The 20,686-nt window shown below is 39.3% G+C and carries 21 protein-coding genes; 19 read left to right on the top strand and 2 right to left on the bottom strand.

Translation table 11 applies throughout. The features are described from left to right. From AN161_RS07570 to mdh, 13 genes are all read left to right on the top strand, one after another. Positions 1–342 (top strand): BMC domain-containing protein, encoded by a 342-nt coding sequence (locus tag AN161_RS07570; protein WP_053593758.1) that lies wholly within the window; start codon positions 1–3, stop codon positions 340–342. A gap of 10 nt (positions 343–352) precedes the next feature. Further along, a complete protein-coding gene (locus tag AN161_RS07565) occupies positions 353–850 on the top strand; it encodes a EutP/PduV family microcompartment system protein (RefSeq protein WP_053593757.1) in 498 nt (165 codons plus the stop codon). A 20-nt stretch (positions 851–870) separates the two neighbouring features. Further along, positions 871–2,295, top strand: a complete 1,425-nt coding sequence (locus AN161_RS07560) for an ethanolamine ammonia-lyase reactivating factor EutA (protein WP_053593756.1) — start codon at positions 871–873, stop codon at positions 2,293–2,295. A gap of 5 nt (positions 2,296–2,300) precedes the next feature. Next, the gene (locus AN161_RS07555) at positions 2,301–3,671 is read left to right on the top strand and encodes an ethanolamine ammonia-lyase subunit EutB (protein WP_053593755.1); all 1,371 of its coding nucleotides are present in this window, start codon (positions 2,301–2,303) and stop codon (positions 3,669–3,671) included. Between the two features lie 9 nt (positions 3,672–3,680). Continuing rightward, on the top strand, positions 3,681–4,706 hold the full coding sequence (eutC, locus tag AN161_RS07550) for an ethanolamine ammonia-lyase subunit EutC (RefSeq protein ID WP_053593754.1): 1,026 nt from the start codon (positions 3,681–3,683) through the stop codon (positions 4,704–4,706). A 10-nt stretch (positions 4,707–4,716) separates the two neighbouring features. Beyond that, positions 4,717–5,367: an ethanolamine utilization microcompartment protein EutL gene (gene eutL / locus AN161_RS07545; protein WP_053593753.1), complete on the top strand. Its 651-nt coding sequence runs from the start codon at positions 4,717–4,719 to the stop codon at positions 5,365–5,367. 14 nt (positions 5,368–5,381) lie between these two features. Further along, positions 5,382–6,872, top strand: coding sequence for an aldehyde dehydrogenase family protein (locus AN161_RS07540; protein ID WP_053593752.1), 1,491 nt, complete (start codon positions 5,382–5,384; stop codon positions 6,870–6,872). 16 nt (positions 6,873–6,888) lie between these two features. Further along, positions 6,889–7,167, top strand: coding sequence for a BMC domain-containing protein (locus AN161_RS07535; protein WP_053482447.1), 279 nt, complete (start codon positions 6,889–6,891; stop codon positions 7,165–7,167). A 346-nt stretch (positions 7,168–7,513) separates the two neighbouring features. Continuing rightward, positions 7,514–8,104 (top strand): phosphate propanoyltransferase, encoded by a 591-nt coding sequence (locus tag AN161_RS07530; RefSeq protein ID WP_053593751.1) that lies wholly within the window; start codon positions 7,514–7,516, stop codon positions 8,102–8,104. 12 nt (positions 8,105–8,116) lie between these two features. After that, complete coding sequence (locus AN161_RS07525; RefSeq protein ID WP_053593750.1) at positions 8,117–8,983, top strand: phosphate propanoyltransferase; 867 nt, start codon at positions 8,117–8,119, stop codon at positions 8,981–8,983. Between the two features lie 39 nt (positions 8,984–9,022). Then, a complete protein-coding gene (locus AN161_RS07520) occupies positions 9,023–9,307 on the top strand; it encodes a EutN/CcmL family microcompartment protein (RefSeq protein ID WP_053593749.1) in 285 nt (94 codons plus the stop codon). Then, positions 9,300–9,665, top strand: a complete 366-nt coding sequence (locus AN161_RS07515) for a BMC domain-containing protein (protein ID WP_053593748.1) — start codon at positions 9,300–9,302, stop codon at positions 9,663–9,665. The genes AN161_RS07520 and AN161_RS07515 overlap by 8 nt, the downstream gene beginning before the upstream one ends. Continuing rightward, on the top strand, positions 9,665–10,612 hold the full coding sequence (gene mdh, locus AN161_RS07510) for a malate dehydrogenase (RefSeq protein ID WP_053593747.1): 948 nt from the start codon (positions 9,665–9,667) through the stop codon (positions 10,610–10,612). Before AN161_RS07515 ends, mdh begins: the two co-directional genes overlap by 1 nt. Positions 10,613–11,197: 585 nt before the next feature. On the opposite strand, the gene AN161_RS07505 is transcribed toward mdh, so the two are convergent. Both AN161_RS07505 and AN161_RS07500 read right to left on the bottom strand, forming a co-directional pair. Beyond that, on the bottom strand, positions 11,198–12,340 hold the full coding sequence (locus AN161_RS07505; RefSeq protein WP_053593746.1) for an MFS transporter: 1,143 nt from the start codon (positions 12,338–12,340) through the stop codon (positions 11,198–11,200). Positions 12,341–12,403: 63 nt separating this feature from the next. Further along, the gene (locus tag AN161_RS07500) at positions 12,404–13,000 is read right to left on the bottom strand and encodes a TetR/AcrR family transcriptional regulator (RefSeq protein WP_053593745.1); all 597 of its coding nucleotides are present in this window, start codon (positions 12,998–13,000) and stop codon (positions 12,404–12,406) included. Between the two features lie 184 nt (positions 13,001–13,184). Between AN161_RS07500 and AN161_RS07495 the strand changes: the two genes are divergently transcribed. From AN161_RS07495 to AN161_RS07470, 6 genes are all read left to right on the top strand, one after another. Further along, positions 13,185–14,009, top strand: coding sequence for a MerR family transcriptional regulator (locus tag AN161_RS07495; protein ID WP_053593744.1), 825 nt, complete (start codon positions 13,185–13,187; stop codon positions 14,007–14,009). Positions 14,010–14,025: 16 nt separating this feature from the next. Beyond that, positions 14,026–15,036, top strand: coding sequence for a serine hydrolase (locus AN161_RS07490; protein ID WP_053593743.1), 1,011 nt, complete (start codon positions 14,026–14,028; stop codon positions 15,034–15,036). A gap of 350 nt (positions 15,037–15,386) precedes the next feature. Next, entirely contained in the window at positions 15,387–15,827 is a 441-nt protein-coding gene (locus AN161_RS07485; protein ID WP_053593742.1) for a CcdC protein domain-containing protein, read from the top strand. A gap of 205 nt (positions 15,828–16,032) precedes the next feature. Further along, entirely contained in the window at positions 16,033–17,529 is a 1,497-nt protein-coding gene (locus AN161_RS07480) for a carboxypeptidase M32 (RefSeq protein WP_053593741.1), read from the top strand. A gap of 954 nt (positions 17,530–18,483) precedes the next feature. Next, positions 18,484–19,158 carry a response regulator transcription factor gene (locus AN161_RS07475; protein ID WP_053593740.1) on the top strand — a complete coding sequence of 225 codons (675 nt, stop codon included), beginning with the start codon at positions 18,484–18,486 and terminating at the stop codon, positions 19,156–19,158. Beyond that, positions 19,155–20,522, top strand: coding sequence for a HAMP domain-containing sensor histidine kinase (locus AN161_RS07470; protein ID WP_053593739.1), 1,368 nt, complete (start codon positions 19,155–19,157; stop codon positions 20,520–20,522). Before AN161_RS07475 ends, AN161_RS07470 begins: the two co-directional genes overlap by 4 nt. Positions 20,523–20,686 lie beyond the last annotated feature (164 nt).

Genomic DNA, 20,686 nt, shown 5'->3' with positions numbered 1-20,686 from the left:
GTGAGTGAAGAAAAGAAACGGTTTATTCAGGAGTTTGTGCCAGGTAAGCAACTAACATTGAGCCATTTGATAGCTAATCCTGACCCTGATATGTTTCAAAAGCTTGGCATACAAGAAGCCGGTGCACTTGGCATCATGACATGTACACCGAGTGAAACAGTTATTATTGCAGGGGATTTAGCAACAAAGGCAGCCAATGTAAGACTAGGATTTTTAGATCGTTTTACTGGCAGTCTCGTTATTGTTGGCAGTGTGTCTGAGGTTGAAATGGCGATGTTAGAAATTAATCGCTTTTTATCAGAGATGCTAGGCTATACGCCATCAAAAATAACTAAGTCATAGGATGTGCCGTATGAAAAATCGAGTAATGATTATAGGCGGTGTGCAAGCAGGTAAGTCGACACTGATGAATGCGTTATTAGGGAAAGACGGACAAGCCAATAAAACACAGGCGCTCGTTTATGATGACTGGATTGTTGATACACCTGGAGAATATATTGAAAATCCGATGTATTACAAAAATATTATGGCAACATCGCTTGAAGTGACACATGTGATTTATTTGCAGGATGCCACGTCATCAAAAAGTGTTTTTCCACCGCAATTTAGCTTAGGAATTCCAAAAATACAAATTGGTGTCATTACAAAAATTGATGCACCCCTTGCAGATGTAGAAAGAGCAACAGCATTATTACAAAATGTCATGACACGTGGTCCTATTGTGAAAACTTCTTCGTGGCAAAAGCTTGGTATTGAGTTTATTGCGCCACTTATTCAGCTCAATTCTGACGAAGAAATTCGTCAATTTGTGAAGGATCGTGATAGTCCTTATCTCATGTATTGCCCATAGTGGCGAGAGGGAGGAGTAAGTTGAAGACAGAAAAAATTTATAGTGCAGGCATTGATATTGGTACAAGTACAACAAAGATGGTTGTTAGTAGTTTTCTACTGAAAAATGTTGCTGGTGTGACGCACGTGCCACGGATAGAAATCATTGAAAAAACGGTTATACATCAAAGTCCTATTATTAAAACGCCGTTTATCAATAAAGAAATTATCGATATGGAAAAAATTGAACAATTTATTTTTCAACAATATCAACTGGCCCAAATTTCACCAGCAGATATTTCAACAGGTGCCATTATCATTACAGGCGAATCTGCAACAAAGGATAATGCCAGTGAGGTTGTCCATACGATTGCAGATACAGCCGGGCACTTTTTAGTTGCTACTGCTGGGCCTGATTTAGAGAGCATCATTGCAGCAAAGGGTGCAGGTACATTACAGCAGTCTAAAAATACTGCCAAAGTCATCGCAAATATTGATATCGGTGGCGGTACAGCAAATATTGCAGTCATGCAGTTCGGTGAAGTAATTGGTACGTGTACATTGCATGTCGGTGGAAGACTTATAGAATTTCAGAACGGAATTGTCCAATCGGTTTCACCACCGATTATGAAGCTTATGGAGAAATGGTCAAATCCATTAAAGGTTGGTGATTCTGCAGAGGATGAACGTGTCACACAATTGATCCAAGAAATGGTGGATATAGTAGCGATGACGCTGAGTGGACAAATAACAGATGAACGGCATCCATTATTGCTAGGACATTTGCCAACTTGGGATAAACCAGTTGAAGCAATCGTCTTTTCCGGTGGAGTAGCTGCTTGTATATATGAAAATGATTGTACAAAACGTCAATATGATGATATCGGCGAAAAATTAGCAAAAAAACTTTTACAGCACGAGCAGTTGCAAACCTTTTTATGGATAAAGCCAGAGGAAACAGCGCGGGCAACAGTGACTGGTGCAGGCACGCAAACAACTGAAATTAGTGGTGCGACGATCCAGGTAGATGCAGAAGTATTGCCTTTAAAAAATGTACCTGTTTTCAATTGCTATTTGGAAACGAACAACAAAGAATTCGACTATACAGTGAAGACAGCTGTAGAACGGGCTGATGCTCTATTTTCTAGCCAAGAGAATCGCTCTCCATTTGCACTTTATTTTAGTCAGTTACCCTATTTAAGCTTCCAGGATGTTCATGCATTATGTCAGGCCATTTTGCAGTACTTAGCAACGAGAAGCTCCAAGGAAATACCAATTATCATAGTCATTCAATCGGATTATGCAAAGATTATTGGGCAAACGATACAAGCGATTAATCAAACAGTTCCCATCATTTGCATCGATCAAATCAAAGTAGAAACGGGTGATTATATCGACATTGGGGAAGTACTACCATCTGGTGTTGTCCCAGTCGTAGTAAAAACACTTGCTTTCCACTCAAAGTAAGGAGGATGAATGTGAATCTATCGGTGATATTTGGTGGAGAAAAATATAATTTTAATTCATTAAAAGATGTAATGGCCAAGGCCAATGAAGAAAAATCAGGCGATCAGCTAGCTGGAATTGCGGCTGAAACTGTACAGCAACGAATTGCGGCAAAAGCCGTTCTAAGTGAGCTGTTAGTGAAGGATATAAGAGAAAATCCATTAGTTCCTTCTGAAAATGACGAAGTGTCACGCATTATTGAAGGTGATATCAATGAGCAAATATATGGAGAAATTAAAAACTGGAGTATCGAGCAACTAAGAGAATACATTTTATCTAATGAAACAGGCGATCGGGAATTAAAACGATTAAGCAAGGGCATGAATTCAGAAATTATTGCGGCAGTAACAAAGCTGATGTCCAACTTAGATCTTGTACATGCTGCCAATAAAGTAGAAATATTGTCAACTTGCAATATTACGATCGGACAAAAGGGTACACTTTCCTCGAGATTGCAGCCAAATCATCCAACAGACAATATTGACGGTATTATTGCCTCATTAAAAGAAGGATTGTCCTATGGTATTGGCGATGCGGTCATTGGGATTAACCCAGTAGATGACTCTGTTGAAAGTGTGAAAAAAGTATTGCAAGCGACAAAGGAGTTTATCAATGATTGGTCGATTCCTACACAAAACTGTGTATTAGCACATATTACAACACAAATGAAGGCCATTAAACAAGGTGCACCTGCAGATATGATTTTCCAAAGTATTGCTGGGACAGAAATTGCTAATCGCTCGTTCGGTATTTCTGCCGACCTAATTAGAGAAGCAGAAGAGCTTGTGAAAAAGCAAGGAACTGGAACTGGCCCGAATTTATTCTACTTTGAAACTGGACAAGGTTCGGAGCTATCTGCTGAGGCACATATGGGCATTGACCAAGTAACACTCGAATCACGTAATTACGGATTTGCGAGACATTTTAATCCGTATATTGTAAACACCGTCGTTGGCTTTATTGGACCTGAGTATTTATACAATAACAAGCAGGTTATACGTGCGGGCCTAGAAGATCACTTTATGGGCAAAATGCATGGTATCCCAATGGGCGTTGATATTTGTTACACAAACCATATTAAGGCAGACCAAAATGATGTTGAAGATTTAAGTGTTTTACTAACAGCAGCTGGTGTCAACTTTATTATCGCTGCACCTATGGGCGACGATATCATGCTGAACTATCAGTCAATGAGCTTCCATGATGTCGCAACATTACTTCAAACGTTTGGTAAAAAACCAGCTCCTGAATATCTAGTGTGGTTAGAAAAAATGGGCATTTATGAAAATGGTCGTCTATCTGCAAGAGCTGGCGATTTATCTATATTTGAAAGGTAGGTGAGTCCATTGAATGAACAACTAGTATCGATGATTACACAGCTCGTTATGGAAAAGATGAACAATAATACATCAGTCAATTCTCCACATGAATCAGCTATACAGAAAGAAGAACAAAAGGAAACACTTATTAAGTTCTATGATACGATAGCTCATCGTGCTGATGAAGTAGCAAGTCCAAGCCCAACTGTACAATCAAATGAACCATTAATTAAGCTTTTTCATAATGAAGCACGTAATCATGAACAATCGTATTCCAGTGTAAATTATGATGAACCATCTTACGCTTCGGCAGCTGCCACAGTCTTTAAATTTGAAGAGGATGAACTGTCTGAAAGTGTACAAGCAGCCAAAAAGCATACACCAGCAAGGATAGGTATTGGAAGAGCTGGGACAAGACCAAAAACAAAAACTTGGCTGAAATTCCGACTCGATCATGCGGCGGCAGTAGATGCAGTATATGGAGAAGTGACAGAGGAGCTACTACAAAAGCTTGATGTCTTTCAAGTAACAACAAGAGTGACAGATAAAGAAGAGTACATTACAAGACCGGACTTAGGTCGTCGTTTATCCGATGAATCAAAGACAGTAATTCAATCGAAATGCCAAAAAAATCCTAAAGTACAAATTATTATTTCTAATGGATTAAGTGCTAGTGCGATTGAAGAAAATGTGCAAGATGTATATTTAGCGTTACAGCAAAGTCTTCGTAATTTAAATATTGAAATAGGAACTACTTTCTATATTGATAAAGGGCGTGTTGCTCTAATGGATGAAATTGGCGAGCTTTTACAAGCAGAAGTGATCGTTTATTTAATCGGTGAGCGTCCTGGACTTGTATCAGCGGAGTCAATGAGTGCCTATATATGCTATCAACCTAGAATGGGCACAGTAGAAGCTGATCGAATGGTCGTTTCGAACATTCATAAAGGTGGTATTCCGCCATTAGAGGCAGGTGCTTATTTAGGAACAGTCGTTCAAAAAATATTGCATTACAAGGCAAGTGGAGTAGGTCTTGTGGCAAAAGAAAGTTAGGGGGCAAGCAATGAATCCTCAAAAAATTATGGCAGAAATTTTGGCAATGCAAATCATTCCAAGAGTGAATAGTGAATTAGCAGAGCAATTAGATTTAAAGCCATATCACAATAGCATTGGACTCGTAACTCTGACAATAGATGATGTTGGATATGTAGCGTTGGACGAAGCAACGAAAAAAGCTGATGTTGATGTTGTTTATGCAAAAAGCTTTTATGCTGGAGCGGCACATGCATCTGGACCGTTATCCGGTGAGGTCATTGGCATCATTGCTGGTAGCTCGCCTGATGAAATACGCAGTGGTTTAGATGCGATTCAGCAGAAAATCCAGTTTGATACGTATTTTGAAGCTATTCTTCAAAATGAAAGCCACGCTCTTTTTGCACATACAGTAGCAAGCTGTGGTACGTATTTGGCAGAGTTGGCGAATGTTAAGGCTGGGACTGCCCTCGCATATTTAATAGCACCGCCACTTGAGGCTGTTGTTGGTTTAGATGCAGCATTGAAGGCGGCAGAAGTGGAGCTAAAGGTTTTCTTTGGGCCACCATCTGAAACCAATTATGGTGGCGGCTTATTAAGCGGTAGCCAATCTTCCTGCCAAGCGGCAACGGATGCTTTTAGAGAAGCTATTGAGAATTTAGCGAGAAATCCAGTTATTTAGAAAGGAGGGGCTTTATGGCCACGTTAGATAAAGATTTATTAGCCATTCAAGAAATGAGAGACGCCGTGAAACGTGCCAATATTGCACAGGCTGCTTACATGCAGTATTCACAGCAGCAAGTAGATAGTATTGTCAAGGCTGTTGCCGATGCGGCATTCAAAGAGGCAGAACGATTGGGAAATATGGCTGTTCAGGAAACAGGGATGGGCATACCTAATCATAAAAAAATGAAAAATGAGGTTGCCTCTAGAGATGTCTATGAAGATATTAAAGATTTAAAGACTGTTGGTGTCGTAGGTTTCGATCGAATGAAGAAAGTTACAGAGATCGCTAGTCCGTTCGGAGTGATCGCGGGCATTGTTCCAACGACAAACCCAACATCAACAGCTATCTTTAAAACACTTATTTCATTGAAAACTAGAAATGCTCTCGTACTAAGCCCACACCCATATGCGGCTGAGTGTACAAAGGAAGCCTTAGAGGTTTGTAGAGTAGCTGCAGAAAAAGCAGGAGCACCAGAAGGATTGCTACATTGTTTAACAATGTCCTCTATGGAGGCTACGCAACAATTAATGAAGCATCCAGATATTCACTTAATTTTAGCGACTGGTGGCGGTGCACTAGTAAAAGCAGCCTATAGTTCAGGCAAACCTGCTTACGGTGTAGGCCCAGGAAATGTCCCGGCTTACATTGAAAAATCAGCAAATATTCCTAAAGCGGTTCGTCAGCTTGTACAAAGTAAGTCTTTTGATAACGGCACAATATGTGCAACAGAGCAATCAATTATTGTAGACAAAGCCATTGCAGAGCAAGTTTTAACAGAGTTAAAGAAAAACAATGCGTATATTTTGAGTGATGAAGAGAAGGTGAAGATGGAGAAGTTGATCTCTCCTGTTCCTGGGAAAGTAAATCCTCAAATTGTAGGTAAATCAGCAGCATGCTTAGCAGATTCTGTCAATATTACTGTACCAGAAGAGACAAAAGTACTTGTTGGTCTGGAAACAATGATCGGCAAAAATATTCCATTTTCACTGGAAAAACTGTCACCGATTTTTGCGTTATACACAGTAGAGGATAGCACAGAGGCAAAACAAGTGATGATTGATCTACTGAATATTGGTGGGCGTGGACATACATGTTCGATTCATACAGAAAATGCAGCATTAGCGGAGCAGTTTTCAGTTGAATTACCAGTGTCCAGAATTGTAGTTAATACATTATCATCTATTGGCGCTGTTGGTGGAACTACTGGATTGGCACCATCCTTTACATTAGGGTGTGGTACGTTTGGTGGCAATATTACGTCCGATAACATTACAGCGAGACATTTATTGAATATTAAACGTATGGCTTATGGCATTAAAGATGTAGATGTGCCGAAACCAGAATTCTTAGTACAACCAGTAGTAGAGAATATTAAGGCACAAGATCCATCTTTGGATACAGCAGTAGTTCAACAAATTGTTGATCAAGTATTAAAACAAATCACATTACAAAATAAATAATTTGGAGGAATGACAAATGAGTACAGCATTAGGAATGGTAGAAACAAAAGGACTAGTAGGAGCAATTGAAGCAGCGGATGCAATGGTGAAGGCTGCTAGCGTTAATTTAGTAGGAAAAGTACATGTTGGTGGCGGTATTGTCACTGTATTAGTTCGTGGTGATGTAGGTGCAGTAAAAGCAGCTACTGATGCAGGAGCTGCAGCGGCACAACGTGTTGGAGAGCTTCTATCTGTACATGTAATCCCACGCCCACACCATGAGTTGGAATTAATTTTACCAAAAGCAGAGGCTTAATTTTATTTATAGTCCGAACAAAGGCGACGGATAGAATCACTGTAGCGACGGAAAGAAGAGCCGAAGTGACGGAAAGAGACACCGAAACGACGGATAGAAGCCAAAGCGGCGGAAAGAAGAGCCGAAATGACGGAAAGAATCTAGGAAGCGACGGAAAGAAGAGTCGAAGCGGCGGAAAGAAGAGCCGAAATGACGGATAGAAGTCGAAGCGACGGAATGAAGGCCCGAAACGACGGATGGAAAAGTCAAAGCGACGGATAGAACATCATAAATGGAAGGCAGGATGCTACACATTGTACCTCATCCTGCTTTCATTTCCAACAACAATATAATAGAGGTGGCTAACGTGAAAACAGCGACAAAAACATTTCCTGTGGCCATTTCAGCTCGTCATATACATGTCAGTGAAGAGGATTTACAGGCACTTTTTGGTCCAAATGCAAAGCTAACGAAGGATTTTGATCTTTCGCAGCCAGGACAATTTGCAGCCAAAGAGCGTGTCTCCATTGAGGGGCCAAAAGGTGTCCTTCACAATGTACGTGTATTAGGTCCTGTAAGAGCGGCAACACAGGTGGAAATTAGTCGAACAGATGCAATGAAATTAGGATTAACCCCTCCTTTAAGGCAATCGGGTGATATCGAAAGTTCGGCTAGCATCAAATTAATTAATCAAGAAAAAGAAATAATTATCAAGCAGGGAGTCATTGTTGCACAGGCACATATTCATATGACGGAAGAAGATGCGCTAGCATTGGACGTACAAAATAATGAATTAGTATCTGTTGAAGTGGATAGTGAGCGACCTGTGACGTTTCGTGGAGTTGTAGTTCGTGTGTCGAACGATTTTAGTTTAGAGATGCATATTGATACAGATGAAGCGAATGCGGGCTTTATTGAACAACAAGCCCAAGGAAGAATTATCAGATCATTGACGTAAGGAGGGGGTTAGATGCAGGAAAATTTAATCCAAAAAGTTGTTGAAGAAGTATTGCAGCAAGTTTTAAAAAATCAGCCTTCCTCTCAACATGACGGAAAAATCCCTGTTGGTGTATCAGCACGACATGTCCACCTTGCTCAAGCGGAAGTGGAGCAGCTTTTTGGTGAGAATTATCAATTAACACCGAAGTTTGAGCTTTCACAGCCAGGACAGTTCGCTGCTGAGGAAACAGTTGTTATTGCTGGTCCAAAGGGTTCCGTTGAGCGAGTACGCATTTTAGGTCCAGCTCGTTCATTATCCCAAGTAGAAATTAGTTGGACAGATGCGATGAAACTAGGAGTTAAGCCACCATTAAGAATATCAGGAGATATTAAAGGTTCAAGTCCTGTGACACTTATTGGTCCAAAGGGCAGTGTCGTGCTAAATGAAGGACTTATTATTGCGCAAGCTCATATTCATATGTCACCAGCTGACAGTGCTCGGTTCCAAGTAGTGGACGGACAATCGGTACAAATTAAAATAGAAGGTTTAAGATCGATTATTTTATCAAATGTAACGATTCGCGTTTCAGAGCGTTATCGCTTGGAGATGCATATCGATACAGATGAGGCAAATGCAGGTTTAATCCAACAAGGCGCATTTGCAGAGATTGTCAATGCTCAGGCTAATGAACAAATGAATGTCAAAGAACTTCCGCCAATCGTAAGTCAAGCTGAAAGACCATTAAGCTATCAATTTGATAAGAAGCTACTTTCGCAAGTAGAAGTACTTGAAATAGAAGCACGAGAAATTGTTGTTCCCAAAAAAACAATTGTGACAGCATTGGCTTATGACAAAATACGAGAGTTGAATAAGACGTTAACAATTCGCTCTGAGTAATTTTAGTATAATCTATGCGGGATAAAGAGGGTGAAGTTCATGCAGATGGGAAGAGTGATAGGTAGTGTATGGGCAACACGTAAAGAAGAAGGGTTGAATGGCTTAAAATTATTAATTATTCAACCAATCGATTCCAATCAACAGCCGATTCGTACAGAAATTGTTGCAGCTGACCGTATCGGGGCAGGAATTGGAGATGATGTGCTCATTACAAGTGGTGGATCATCCCGATATATTATGAAAGAAAATCCGTTGCCTATCGATGCGGTCGTTATAGGTATTATCGATTCTACAGAAGTGATGCGAGGTGAAGAGAATGAGTAGCGCTATTGGAATGATTGAGACAAAAGGATTAGTAGGCTCTTACGAAGCTGCTGATGCGATGATAAAGTCATCAGATGTAACTATCGTCAAGCAAGAGTTCGTTGATGGTGGAATTGTGACAATCGTCGTGAAAGGTGATGTTGGTTCTGTCCAAGCAGCAGTAGAAGCTGGAAAAGCCGCTGCAATGCGCGTTGGAGAACTATTAGGTGCTCACGTAATTCCTAGACCAGATGAAGATGTTTTTCAAATGATTAAAGGGCCAGAAGCACCAAAGAAAAAGCCAGCATCAGCTTCAACATCAACGCGTGCTAAAAAAACGACAGAAACAGCAGCTACTGAAAATCGAGGTGAGGCTTAATGACATTTCGAAAAAGTAAAATCGCTGTTATCGGAGCGGGTCATACAGGCTCGACATTAAGTTTATTTTTAGCCCAAAAAGAGCTAGGAGATGTTGTCCTGTTAGATATTCCAGAAGTGGAAAATCCGACAAAGGGAAAGGCGTTGGATTTATTACAAACAGGACCAATCGAAAAGTTTAATGTTTCTATTAAAGGAACGAGCAATTATGAGGATATAGCTGGAGCAAGTATTGTCATTATTACAGCTGGTATTCCTCGTAAACCTGGTATGAGTCGTGATGACTTAGTGACGACGAATGCAAAAATCATTCAACAAGTTTCTAAACAAATCAAACACTATGCACCTAACAGCATAGTCCTTATATTAAGCAATCCAGTCGATGCCATGACCTATGTTTGCTATAAGGAAACAGGCTTTCCAAAAAATCGTATCATCGGTCAATCAGGTGTATTAGATACAGCGCGTTTTAATACATTTGTAGCACAAGAACTGCAAATTGCACCAGAGGATGTATCAGGATTTGTTTTAGGTGGACATGGAGACGAAATGGTTCCTCTAATTCGATATTCCTATGCTGGAGGGATCCCATTAGAAAAACTGATTCCTCAAGACAGACTACAGCAAATCGTAGAACGTACACGTAAAGGTGGCGGAGAAATTGTTGGTTTGTTAGGTAATGGTAGTGCTTATTATGCGCCAGCTGCTGCATGTGCACAGATGGTCGAAATCATTATGAAAGATCAGCGTAAAATAATTCCTTCTATCGCCCTTTTAGAAGGAGAGTACGGTTACCACGAATTATTTTTAGGGGTGCCGACAATATTAGGTGGCAATGGCATTGAATCGGTCATAGAATTGCACCTTACAAATGAAGAACAAACGGCGCTCCATCAATCGGCAGAAGCCGTCAAACAAGTATTAACAATTTGTCAAAACATAGGGTAATCAGACTCTATACAACAATAAGATATGTAGGATCCCCAACTATATATTTGTTGTTATAACATTTAGCTCTTAAAAAATGTTTGATTGGAAACCGAACATTTAACTTCTTTCAGCAGAAGTCTCCCACCTCTATAGGTGGTGAGATGAATGCGGTTTTAAGTCACTTTTCAGCGAGTGTCCAAACATCCGCTGAAAGAAGTTAAAGCCTCCGGCGGATGTCACGGAAATCGGAAAGGAGTTCTTTGTGCAAGCACAAAGCCGATTCCGGACGCAATTATGCCGAGGCATAATTGATCTTGAAAGCTAGTTAAAATTCCCCCGTATTTATATAGAATAAGAAGCTCTCTTTGATCGTGAAGGCGACGAGGAGAGCTTCTTTCATTTACTCATTCAAAATGTAATAGTTCCTATTTAAGATATTAAATATTTCTTTGGGCATACGGCATACGGACAAGAAACTACGCGTTGAGCCCATAGTAACAGAAGAGGCGGATAGAGCATCATAAAGGAAGGAGTTGTCGCTGGAACGTTTGGAGGAGAAGCGTCACAAAGCTACACCCCAACTTTTGTATCTATTTAGAAACATTATTTATCCTTTCTTTTATGTAAATAAGGAAATAATGATAGTAACCCTAGGGTAGCTAAACAAACGCCAATCCACAGTGGTGATATATAGCCAAATCCATTACTAATACCTAGGCCGCCTAGTGATGAACCAATAACAATACCAAGCGTAATAAAAGAACTATGAATGGTGTTAATCATCGTGCTATTAGTAGCTGTTTTCATCACTCTCGCTACCATGGCTGGATTCATTGAAACACCAGTCAAGCCAATAAAAATAGTAGTAATAACGGCAATGTATTTATTTTCAGCTCCTAAAGCAAATAAAGACAATGCTACGATTAAAATCATCAATCCACTCAAAAGTGTTTCCATTGTATATTTATCAGCAAACTTGCCAATCACTATATTCCCGATTACTGTTGCACTTCCATAGAGAGCAAGTAAGTATGGAATACTTTCGCTTGAAAAGCCCGTGATATTTGTAAAGATAGGGGTGAAGTAACTAAACGCTGCAAACGTACCACCTATAATAAACATACTTGTTATGTACGCTGCCCAAAGATGAATATTCTTAAAGTGCATGAGCTCGTCTTTCCATTTTAATAGTTCTTTGTTTGGTGATGAGGGGAGTAACAACTGAATCATAATCCCGGACACTAGTACGAGAATAGAAACAAACCCAAAACTAATACGCCAACCAAAATTTTGCGAGATAATCGTTGTTATAGGTAAGCCTATGACTGTTGCGATCATTAAACCTGCAAGTACAGTAGATGCAGCTTTACCTCTCGAATTAGGCGGAACCAATGTTGCAGTAAAGGAAATGGCTACACCAAATGCTGAAGATGAAGCAATACCAGTAATAATTCGTGAAACCATCATACTATCATAGCTCCAAGCAATAGCTCCGAGCGACTGGCCAATTAAAAATACAAACATTAAAAGTAATAAAGCTTGTTTACTGCGCATTCGTAAAAGAGTTGCAGTTAAAATAGGTCCTCCTACTACCATTGCTCCTGCATAAGCTGTAATTAAATAACCGATTGAAGATATAGGAACCTGAAATGCGAGAGCAAGTTCGTTCATCATACCTGCAACCATAAATTCCGATGTAGTCATACAAAAAATTGCTAAAGCTAGTAAATAAATGATCGATGGCATAAAAAGACTCCTAAATTCATTATTGTAACGTTCGGTACAAAATTCGTGCTAAAAAAGAGCGCACTAAGCGCCGAAAATAGATTCTAATGTTCCGTTCATAATCTGTTCAGACAACATCCGATTTTGCATCGAAACATTAAGAACACGAAACCCGTAATAACTGCTTAAAAATAGACTAGCTAATTCCTCGGCTGTTTGCTTTTTTGAAATTTCGCCAGTTTGCAATCCTTCCTCCATTACTTTTTCAATAGCTTGTTTAAGAAGTTCAACATGCCGTGAGAAAATTTCTTGAACCATTACGTCATTCTTTGCGCTCTCCACACTGGCATTTATTAACAAACAACCCTTTTGATCAATCTTCTCAAAATCTTCCTTTAATGCCCATTCGAAAAAATTACTTAACCGCTCTTTCAATGCGATTGGAGCATTTAATAATTCCTTCTGTTCCTTAATTCCAAACTCATGGTAGCGTTCTAATACTTGTTTATACAGTTCATGTTTACTACCAAAAGTATTGTATAAGCTGCCTTTCCCAATTCCAGTATCATTGCATAAATCCTGTGTAGAACACCCCTCATATCCTCTTTTCCAAAAGGTTTTCATGGCGACATCTACAATTGAGGAATACTCAAACTCTCGGGGTCTGCCTCGTTTATTCAAATTTATCCTCCTCCCATATACATTAATAGAATATCCTTTTTGTACTAAGCGGTCAATAAAAGTTTTCAGTCAAGGAAAGTAAAAGATAAAGAGATAAAAGTATAAGTCTTGATTGACTTTGTCCTTAGGGGAAGGTGTATAAATGAATTGTAGCAAGTAACAAATAAATGAGTGAGGTGGTTTTGTGCTATCAATAGGAGAATTCTCAAAAATATGTGGTGTCTCTACAAAAACACTTCGATATTACGATGAAATCGGATTAATTAATCCCGATGAGATTAATGCTGAAAGCGGTTATCGGTATTATTCCATCGAACAACTAAAAAGGATGCTCTATATCAACCGTTTAAAATCCTATCATTTTTCTCTTGAAGAAATTAAAACGATGTTGGATTTAGAAGAGGATCAATCCGAAGAAATGCTTTGTTCAACGCTTAACCAAAAGAGAAATGAAATGCAAGAGAAACTAAAGGCTTTTGAATATCTTGTAAAACAACTGAGTCATGATATTTCAAACTTAGAAAAAGGAGTACCAATCATGTCGTACCTTGAGGATATTGAAGTACAGCTTGTTGAAACAAAGCCAATGAATATCCTTTATAAGCGATTGATATTGAGCAGTGATGATTATGCATCGGGATATGGTCATTATTTTAGCGAGTTATATGAAAGAATTGCGAAGGAAAAGCTCACTTTACTTGGTCAGCCAATGACGATTTACCATAGCCCTGAATTTAATCCAGCTGGCAATGATACCGAGTTTGCTATTCAGATAGCTGAGTCTGTCAAAGGAACGAGAGATTTGCCTGGTAGCCTCTGTGCTAAATCTGTTTTAAAGGGAGCTTATCCGGAATTGACCTCTGTTTACGCTAATTTGATGAAGTGGATTGAAAATGAGGGTTACGAGCTGATATTGCCGCCATATGAAATATATGTAACAGATCCAAATCAAGTAAACGCCCCTGAGGAGTTTGTTACTGAGGTGTATTTTCCTGTAAAGAAAAAATGACAATTAGGAGGTTCCTATGCAAACAACAATAAATTGGCAAGCGGTAAAACCTGAAAGCATATATATGAACAATGAAAAACTTTTTAAGCTAGAACAGACGATAAAAAGTGATTATCACAATATAAATGGCATTATTATCATTAAAGATGGTCATTTAGCATATGAAAAATATTTTAATGGCAAAGGTCCTGATGATAGTCACCATGTAGCATCTGTAACAAAAAGTGTACTATCTGCACTTATAGGCATCGCTATTGATAAAGGATATATTCAAAGCGTGGAAGAGAAAGTGATAGATTTTTTCCCAAAATATATTTCTGATGCTGATAAGCAGAAACAACAGATTACTATACGGCATCTTCTTACGATGACAGTACCATATCCATATGAGGATTGGCATGAGCCGCTAGATATTCTATGTCAACAGCAGGATTGGATAAAATATACACTTGATATAATGGGTAAAAACGGGGATTTAGGCACTTTTAAATATTCCACAGCTGGAGCACATTTATTGTCAGCTATTCTTACTCAAAGTACAGGCAAGAGTGCACGAGCGTTCGCCAATGAACATTTGTTTACACCGCTTGGCATGAAAGAAATTCCTGACTATAAAATGAACGCATATGGGTTTGATGATTTATTCGGGAAAAACGTTAAGGGGTGGGTACATGATCCAAACGGTCATTCGACCGGTGGATGGGGGCTAACATTAACTACTCGTGATATGGCGCGATTTGGCTACCTCTATTTAAATAAGGGCATTTTGGATGATAATAGAGTTCTCTCAGAGACATGGATTTGTGATTCAACGGAGATGAACCCTAACAATTACGGTTATTTATGGTGGCTACGACAAGAGGATGGGCTTTCTACATATTCAGCTATAGGGGATGGAGGCAATATGATTTGTTGTATGCCAAAAATGAATATGGTTGTGGCGATTAGTTCAGAAGTCATCATGAATCCACGAGATAGATGGCCGTTAATGAAAGAGTATATAATCCCAGCGGTAATAAATAAATAAGGCTAAATTCCTTTCCAACTGGGCTGGTGTACATTTGCTTCAAATTTCATCTGTAACTATCTCTAATCCCCTAGTCTCGACCTCAATGATATACATTTTAACACCCCTAACTTTGTGATGAACCAAAAGTAAACCTAATACTTATTCCAATCCTATTGATCTCATTGCTCAAGGTGAAATTTTGATCCCATCAAATTAAACAATAGGCTATAATAAATAGTCTATTGCATTTTTTGATGAAGTTTTCTCAATGAAGAAACGAATTGAAAGACCCACTTCCTGAAGGTCGTTCTCACTACATCTTCAGTTTGAGGTTAAATTATACTTTTAAAATAAAGTGAGGGAAAGAAATGAGTAGCTACTTGGTCGTCTTTATTGTCATTGTACTTATAATGTTAAGGGAGAAACAAGTTAGACCAGCTCGATTGTGGATCATACCAGTTTTGTTAATGGGTGTAATGTTTTCTACTATTTCAAGTATTAAATTAACGCCTTTAAGTATTGTGATGTATATCAGTTGTTTAATAGTTGGATTGAGTATAGGAGTATGGAAAGGAAAACTAGAAAAAATTCGTATGAATCATACTAGGGGAATCGTAACTACACAAAGCTCTATTGCCGGTATTATTTTGTTTTTCGGGATTCTTCTTGTAAGGTTATTTGTAGGTCACTGGAGTAGAGAGCTTGCATTGCTATCATTAACAAATGCTCTTATGTTCATACCACTTGGTAGTATTTGTTCTCGTCGCTATATTATCTACTTGAGATACAAACAACTTATGGGAGAATAAAATGCAGCAACATAGCATAATAATCCTCGTTTTGATTAAAAGATCTAATATTAGGATCAAAATCCCTACACATTCTTTTCGACATAACTTTAAATTTTTGTAGAATCAATATTTAGCTGTAGGAGTAGAATTATACTAAAAGTCCATAATATACAAAATTTTCGAAAATATGATAAACTAGTAGCGTGAAAAGGAGGATGTTAGCATGACTGTACAACAATTTACTGACTATGTGAAAAAAATGCAGCACTATGAAGAAGCACTGAGTGTGATTTACTGGGATATGCGTACGGGGGCGCCTAAGAAAGGGTTAGCTCAACGTTCAGAGGTAGTTGGAACATTATCCGCCTCCTTATTTGACATGCAAACTAGTGAAGAATTAGGGAAATTACTAACGGGTCTAGAGGGACAAAAGGCAGATCTCGATTATGTTACGCTACGTTTAGTTGAGGAAGTGCGTAAAGAATACGATCAAAATAAAAAAATTCCAGCTAATGAATATAAGGAATTCGTCATTCTACAATCTAAAGCAGAAACAGCATGGGAAGAAGCAAAAGCGACGAATAATTTTGCGTTATTCCTACCTTATTTAGAGGAAATTATAAGCTGGCAGAAGAAATTTATTCAATATTGGGGTATTAAAAACGGTTCTCCATACAATACATTACTAGATTTATATGAACCGGATATGACGACTGATGTTTTAGATCAAGTTTTTGGTGAATTACGTGAAACAATTGTTTCTCTTGTGCAAAGAATTGCAGCTTCACCAAATAAACCAAATACAAGCATTTTATTTAAGCATTTCCCTCGTGAATCACAGCGTGCATTATCATTAGAAATGTTAGCACAACTCGGCTATGATTTTGATGCAGGTCGCTTAGATGAAAGTGTCCATCCATTTATGATTGGTTTGAATCATGGAGATAATCGTATTACAACCAAATATGATGAAAACGATTTCCGTTCAGCGATTTTTGGAACAATCCATGAGTGTGGGCATGCTATGTATGAACAGAATATCGATGCAAAACTTGATGGTTTACCATTAGCAACAGGAACATCTATGGGTATACATGAATCCCAATCTTTATTTTATGAAAATTTTGTTGGTAGGAATGAAAAGTTCTGGGAGCATAACTATGAGCAACTTCAAAAATATTCACCTGTACAATTTGGTGATGTAGCATTAGCTGATTTCCTGCGAGCAATTAATATGGTGGAGCCATCGTTTATTCGCATTGAAGCGGATGAGTTAACATATCCACTACATATTATGATTCGCTATGAAATTGAGCGAGACCTATTCAATGGCGATCTTCAAGCGAAGGATCTTCCACAAGTATGGAATGATAAATACGAGGAATATTTAGGCATTCGTCCTGAGACAGATGCAAAAGGGGTACTACAAGATATGCACTGGTCAGGGGGCATGTTTGGCTATTTCCCATCTTATGCTCTAGGAATGATTTACGCTGCACAATGGAAGCATGCAATGGATAAAGATATTCCAAACTTTGATGAGCTGTTAGAAAAGGGTGAGCTTCTACCAATTCGAGAGTGGTTAACAGACAAAGTCCATCAATACGGTGCGCTGAAGAAGCCATTCGAATTGCTACAGGAGGCGACAGGGGAAGGCCTAAACGCAAAATATCTAGCAAACTATTTACAAGAAAAATATACGAAGCTGTATCAGCTCTAAAGCCCAAAGCGATTTCTCGTAACAAAGAAATCGCTTTTCTAAAAGCAAAATGGTCAAGAAAATTATTATGAATGTTGTGACGCTTTCAATGAATGTGATTTTTGTTCCAGGCTACTCACTTTCGCTCAAACAGAATCCTGTTGTTGCTGCCGCTTCGCTTTCGCACAAAAAACAATTGTTGCTGCCGCTTCGCTTTCGCACAAAAATATAAATTAGAGTGTTATATTAGAAAATACATGCTATGTGAAGTGGTTGTTGATTTGAAATAAAGCTCAACCGTTTATAAGAAAGTTGCACCGTTTCACCTCTTTGGATTTGATTATCTAAAAGGGTGTTTTTTATGCCCAAAAGAAGAAGAACATCTGAAGTTGAGAAATGGATTAAAGAAGGTCGCGAACAAAAGAAAAAATTGATGGTGCCCCGCCAGAGAAATTTAGTTCACGCCTTATGGAAAAATTAAAGAAAAAGCGAGATGAAAGGTTTGGAAAAGACTAACAATTTAGTTATTCTAAAAGGCGATGAGAAAGCTGTCTATAAAGACCAATCTTTAAACGAATATATGATTAACCCTTTCATTGAAGCATTTTGGTGAAAGACCGGATCGTGAAACGTCCTGCAAAATTTTAGCTATTAAGTGTGGGTCTTATGCAAGTGAATTGTTTACATTTGGGACGTGGACAGAGGCACTTTATCGCTTTCGTTCTTCTTCAATAGCGTTGCATAAATGTCGATATCATAAGTTGTAGTAGTTATCTGGGAATTATCACCACGTAGGCAGTTTGAGTCCATTTGGTATTTACATCCATATCAAGTTCGGGGTTCCAGTAATCGAATAAGCAAACGAGGGTGCATTTAATGATATTCCTGTCCTTAGTTATAGGAAGAATAGGGGTAATTCAATTTAATTTATAGTATAATGATTATTTCAATAATGCGATGGAAAAGAGGAAACGGATGCCTACTATACTGGTTGCTGACGACGACGCGAACATTCGCGAACTCGTCTGTTTATTTCTACGCAACGACGGATTCGCAACAGTCGAAGCCGAGGACGGCAAGGAAGCAATGGCCATCTACACATCAACGCATGTCGATCTTGTCGTGCTCGACATTATGATGCCGATTATGGATGGTTGGACGTTATGCAAGGAGCTCAGAAGGGCCAATCCTGATCTTCCATTACTTATGCTGACTGCAAGGGGCGAAACATGGGAAAAAGTGAAAGGATTTGAACTTGGAGCGGATGATTATTTAACTAAACCATTTGATCCGTTGGAGTTGTCGGTTCGTGTTAAGGCACTATTGAAACGATACCGAATTGGCTCCACGCAAAAAATCCAGTTAGGCAACGTCATTCTTGATCGACAGACTTATAAGGTGATGAGGGGGACGGAGTCGCTCACGTTACCGCTCAAGGAGTTCGAATTACTTTATAAGCTCGCCGGAACACCCGGACAAGTCTATACGCGTGTGCAGTTGATCGATCAAATTTGGGGGATTGATTACGCTGGAGATGATCGAACGATAGACGTACATATTAAACGCTTGCGCGAACGGTTCGCGACTACAGCCGATTTTCGTATCGAAACGGTACGTGGGCTTGGTTACCGCCTTGAGGTGCACGAATGATCAAATCTTTATATACACGCGTAGTCCTGATATTTCTAGTCTCCGTAATCGGGGGCACGATCATTGCTTTTTTTGTAGCAACTTGGGTATTTGAAGATAAATTGAACGAGAACCTGCAAATCCCCTTACTTAACTTTGGTCAGGACATCGCCCGGATTTATGAGACATTACCGTTAAGTGAAGCGAACACATTCGTAAGTGGAATGAATCAGCTCAAATCCTATCATATTCGAATTTATGAAGAAACGGGTCAGTTCCAGTCTTATGGAGCGCTTAACGGAGACAAACCTGCCACTGTGACGATGGAACAGGTGATAAAAGTACTAGATGGAAATATTGTTCAAGTCAATCCGAGTGGTGTTTCTACTGTTCTCTTAGGGTTGCCGTTGACAACTGAAATGGGAACGAAAGCGATGTTTATAGAACCGATCGCCCTCCCTTCCACCTCTTTTGTAATAAAGTGGATTTTGAACTTTTCAACCTATTCGTTGATAGCAGGAAGCCTATTGATTCTGGTTGCTGCCATGTTCCTAGTCAAACCAATCAAAAAGCTGACAAAAGCGACTAGACATATAGCAGGTGGAGATTTTAACGTTAAGCTGAATATTAAGCAAAAGGGTGAGCTAGGTACTTTAGCTCGCAGCTTCGAAGAAATGATGCACGATCTGCAGCAACTTGAGCAGATGCGTAGGGATTTCGTATCGAATGTGTCGCATGAAGTTCAGTCGCCGCTCACCTCGATATCCGGTTATGCTTTAGCGCTCAAGCAAGTAAACCTCGCAGATAACGAGCGGAGCCGTTATCTCGATATTATCATCGCTGAAGCAGACCGGATGTCCAAGATGAGCGATAGCCTGCTAAAGCTGAGTTTGCTTGAATCGCAGTCACAGCAACTGCGGCTGGTCACGTTCAGCCTTGATGAACAAATCAGACGAGTCATCGTCGCTATCCAGCCGCAATGGTCGGCTCGCAACATCCGTTTCGAGCTCAATTTGAACGCGGTTCGCCTAATGGCTGATCATGATCAATTAAACCAGGTATGGACGAACATACTCGGCAATAGTATCAAATTTTCCAAAGATGGCGGAGTTATTAACATCAGCATCAAACAAGATATCAAAAATGTGACAGTCCGAGTATCCGACACTGGCATTGGTATTTCCTTAGAGGATCAGAAGCGTATATTCGAGCGGTTTTTTAAGGCTGATCGTTCCCATAGTCGTAAGTATGACGGCAGTGGTATGGGACTCGCCATCGTTAAACAGATCGTATCGCTTCATCAAGGCGACATCCGAGTGGAAAGCGAGCCTGGCCGAGGAACGACTGTCATTGTCACTTTGCCAATCACAACACCAACAGAGTAATTAGATTCATGTTGTACATTCAAATTATTTAAACTTCCTCGTACTCCCATGTTACGGCGTCATATGCAAACTTTCTTGCATGTGACGCCGTAACTTTTTTTGTTTGTTCATATTCCGTTCATATTGTTGTCATATGGAGTACATCATCGTCCTATAAGCTATCC

This window comes from Lysinibacillus sp. FJAT-14222, assembly GCF_001278875.1.
Classification (GTDB): Bacteria; Bacillota; Bacilli; order Bacillales_A; family Planococcaceae; genus Lysinibacillus; species Lysinibacillus agricola.
The sequence above is the reverse complement of the archived record's forward strand: the minus strand, read 5'-3'. Positions and strand labels throughout refer to the sequence as shown.

Bases quoted from the DNA above. Each gene is read 5' to 3' on its own strand.
- AN161_RS07565 (WP_053593757.1), top strand. From the start codon at position 353: ATGAAAAATCGAGTAATGATTATAGGCGGTGTGCAAGCAGGTAAGTCG.
- AN161_RS07555 (WP_053593755.1), top strand. From the start codon at position 2,301: ATGAATGTGAATCTATCGGTGATATTTGGTGGAGAAAAATATAATTTT.
- eutL (WP_053593753.1), top strand. From the start codon at position 4,717: ATGAATCCTCAAAAAATTATGGCAGAAATTTTGGCAATGCAAATCATT.
- AN161_RS07540 (WP_053593752.1), top strand. From the start codon at position 5,382: ATGGCCACGTTAGATAAAGATTTATTAGCCATTCAAGAAATGAGAGAC.
- AN161_RS07535 (WP_053482447.1), top strand. From the start codon at position 6,889: ATGAGTACAGCATTAGGAATGGTAGAAACAAAAGGACTAGTAGGAGCA.
- AN161_RS07525 (WP_053593750.1), top strand. From the start codon at position 8,117: ATGCAGGAAAATTTAATCCAAAAAGTTGTTGAAGAAGTATTGCAGCAA.
- AN161_RS07520 (WP_053593749.1), top strand. From the start codon at position 9,023: ATGCAGATGGGAAGAGTGATAGGTAGTGTATGGGCAACACGTAAAGAA.
- AN161_RS07515 (WP_053593748.1), top strand. From the start codon at position 9,300: ATGAGTAGCGCTATTGGAATGATTGAGACAAAAGGATTAGTAGGCTCT.
- mdh (WP_053593747.1), top strand. From the start codon at position 9,665: ATGACATTTCGAAAAAGTAAAATCGCTGTTATCGGAGCGGGTCATACA.
- AN161_RS07505 (WP_053593746.1), bottom strand. From the start codon at position 12,340: ATGCCATCGATCATTTATTTACTAGCTTTAGCAATTTTTTGTATGACT.
- AN161_RS07490 (WP_053593743.1), top strand. From the start codon at position 14,026: ATGCAAACAACAATAAATTGGCAAGCGGTAAAACCTGAAAGCATATAT.
- AN161_RS07485 (WP_053593742.1), top strand. From the start codon at position 15,387: ATGAGTAGCTACTTGGTCGTCTTTATTGTCATTGTACTTATAATGTTA.
- AN161_RS07480 (WP_053593741.1), top strand. From the start codon at position 16,033: ATGACTGTACAACAATTTACTGACTATGTGAAAAAAATGCAGCACTAT.
- AN161_RS07475 (WP_053593740.1), top strand. From the start codon at position 18,484: ATGCCTACTATACTGGTTGCTGACGACGACGCGAACATTCGCGAACTC.
- AN161_RS07470 (WP_053593739.1), top strand. From the start codon at position 19,155: ATGATCAAATCTTTATATACACGCGTAGTCCTGATATTTCTAGTCTCC.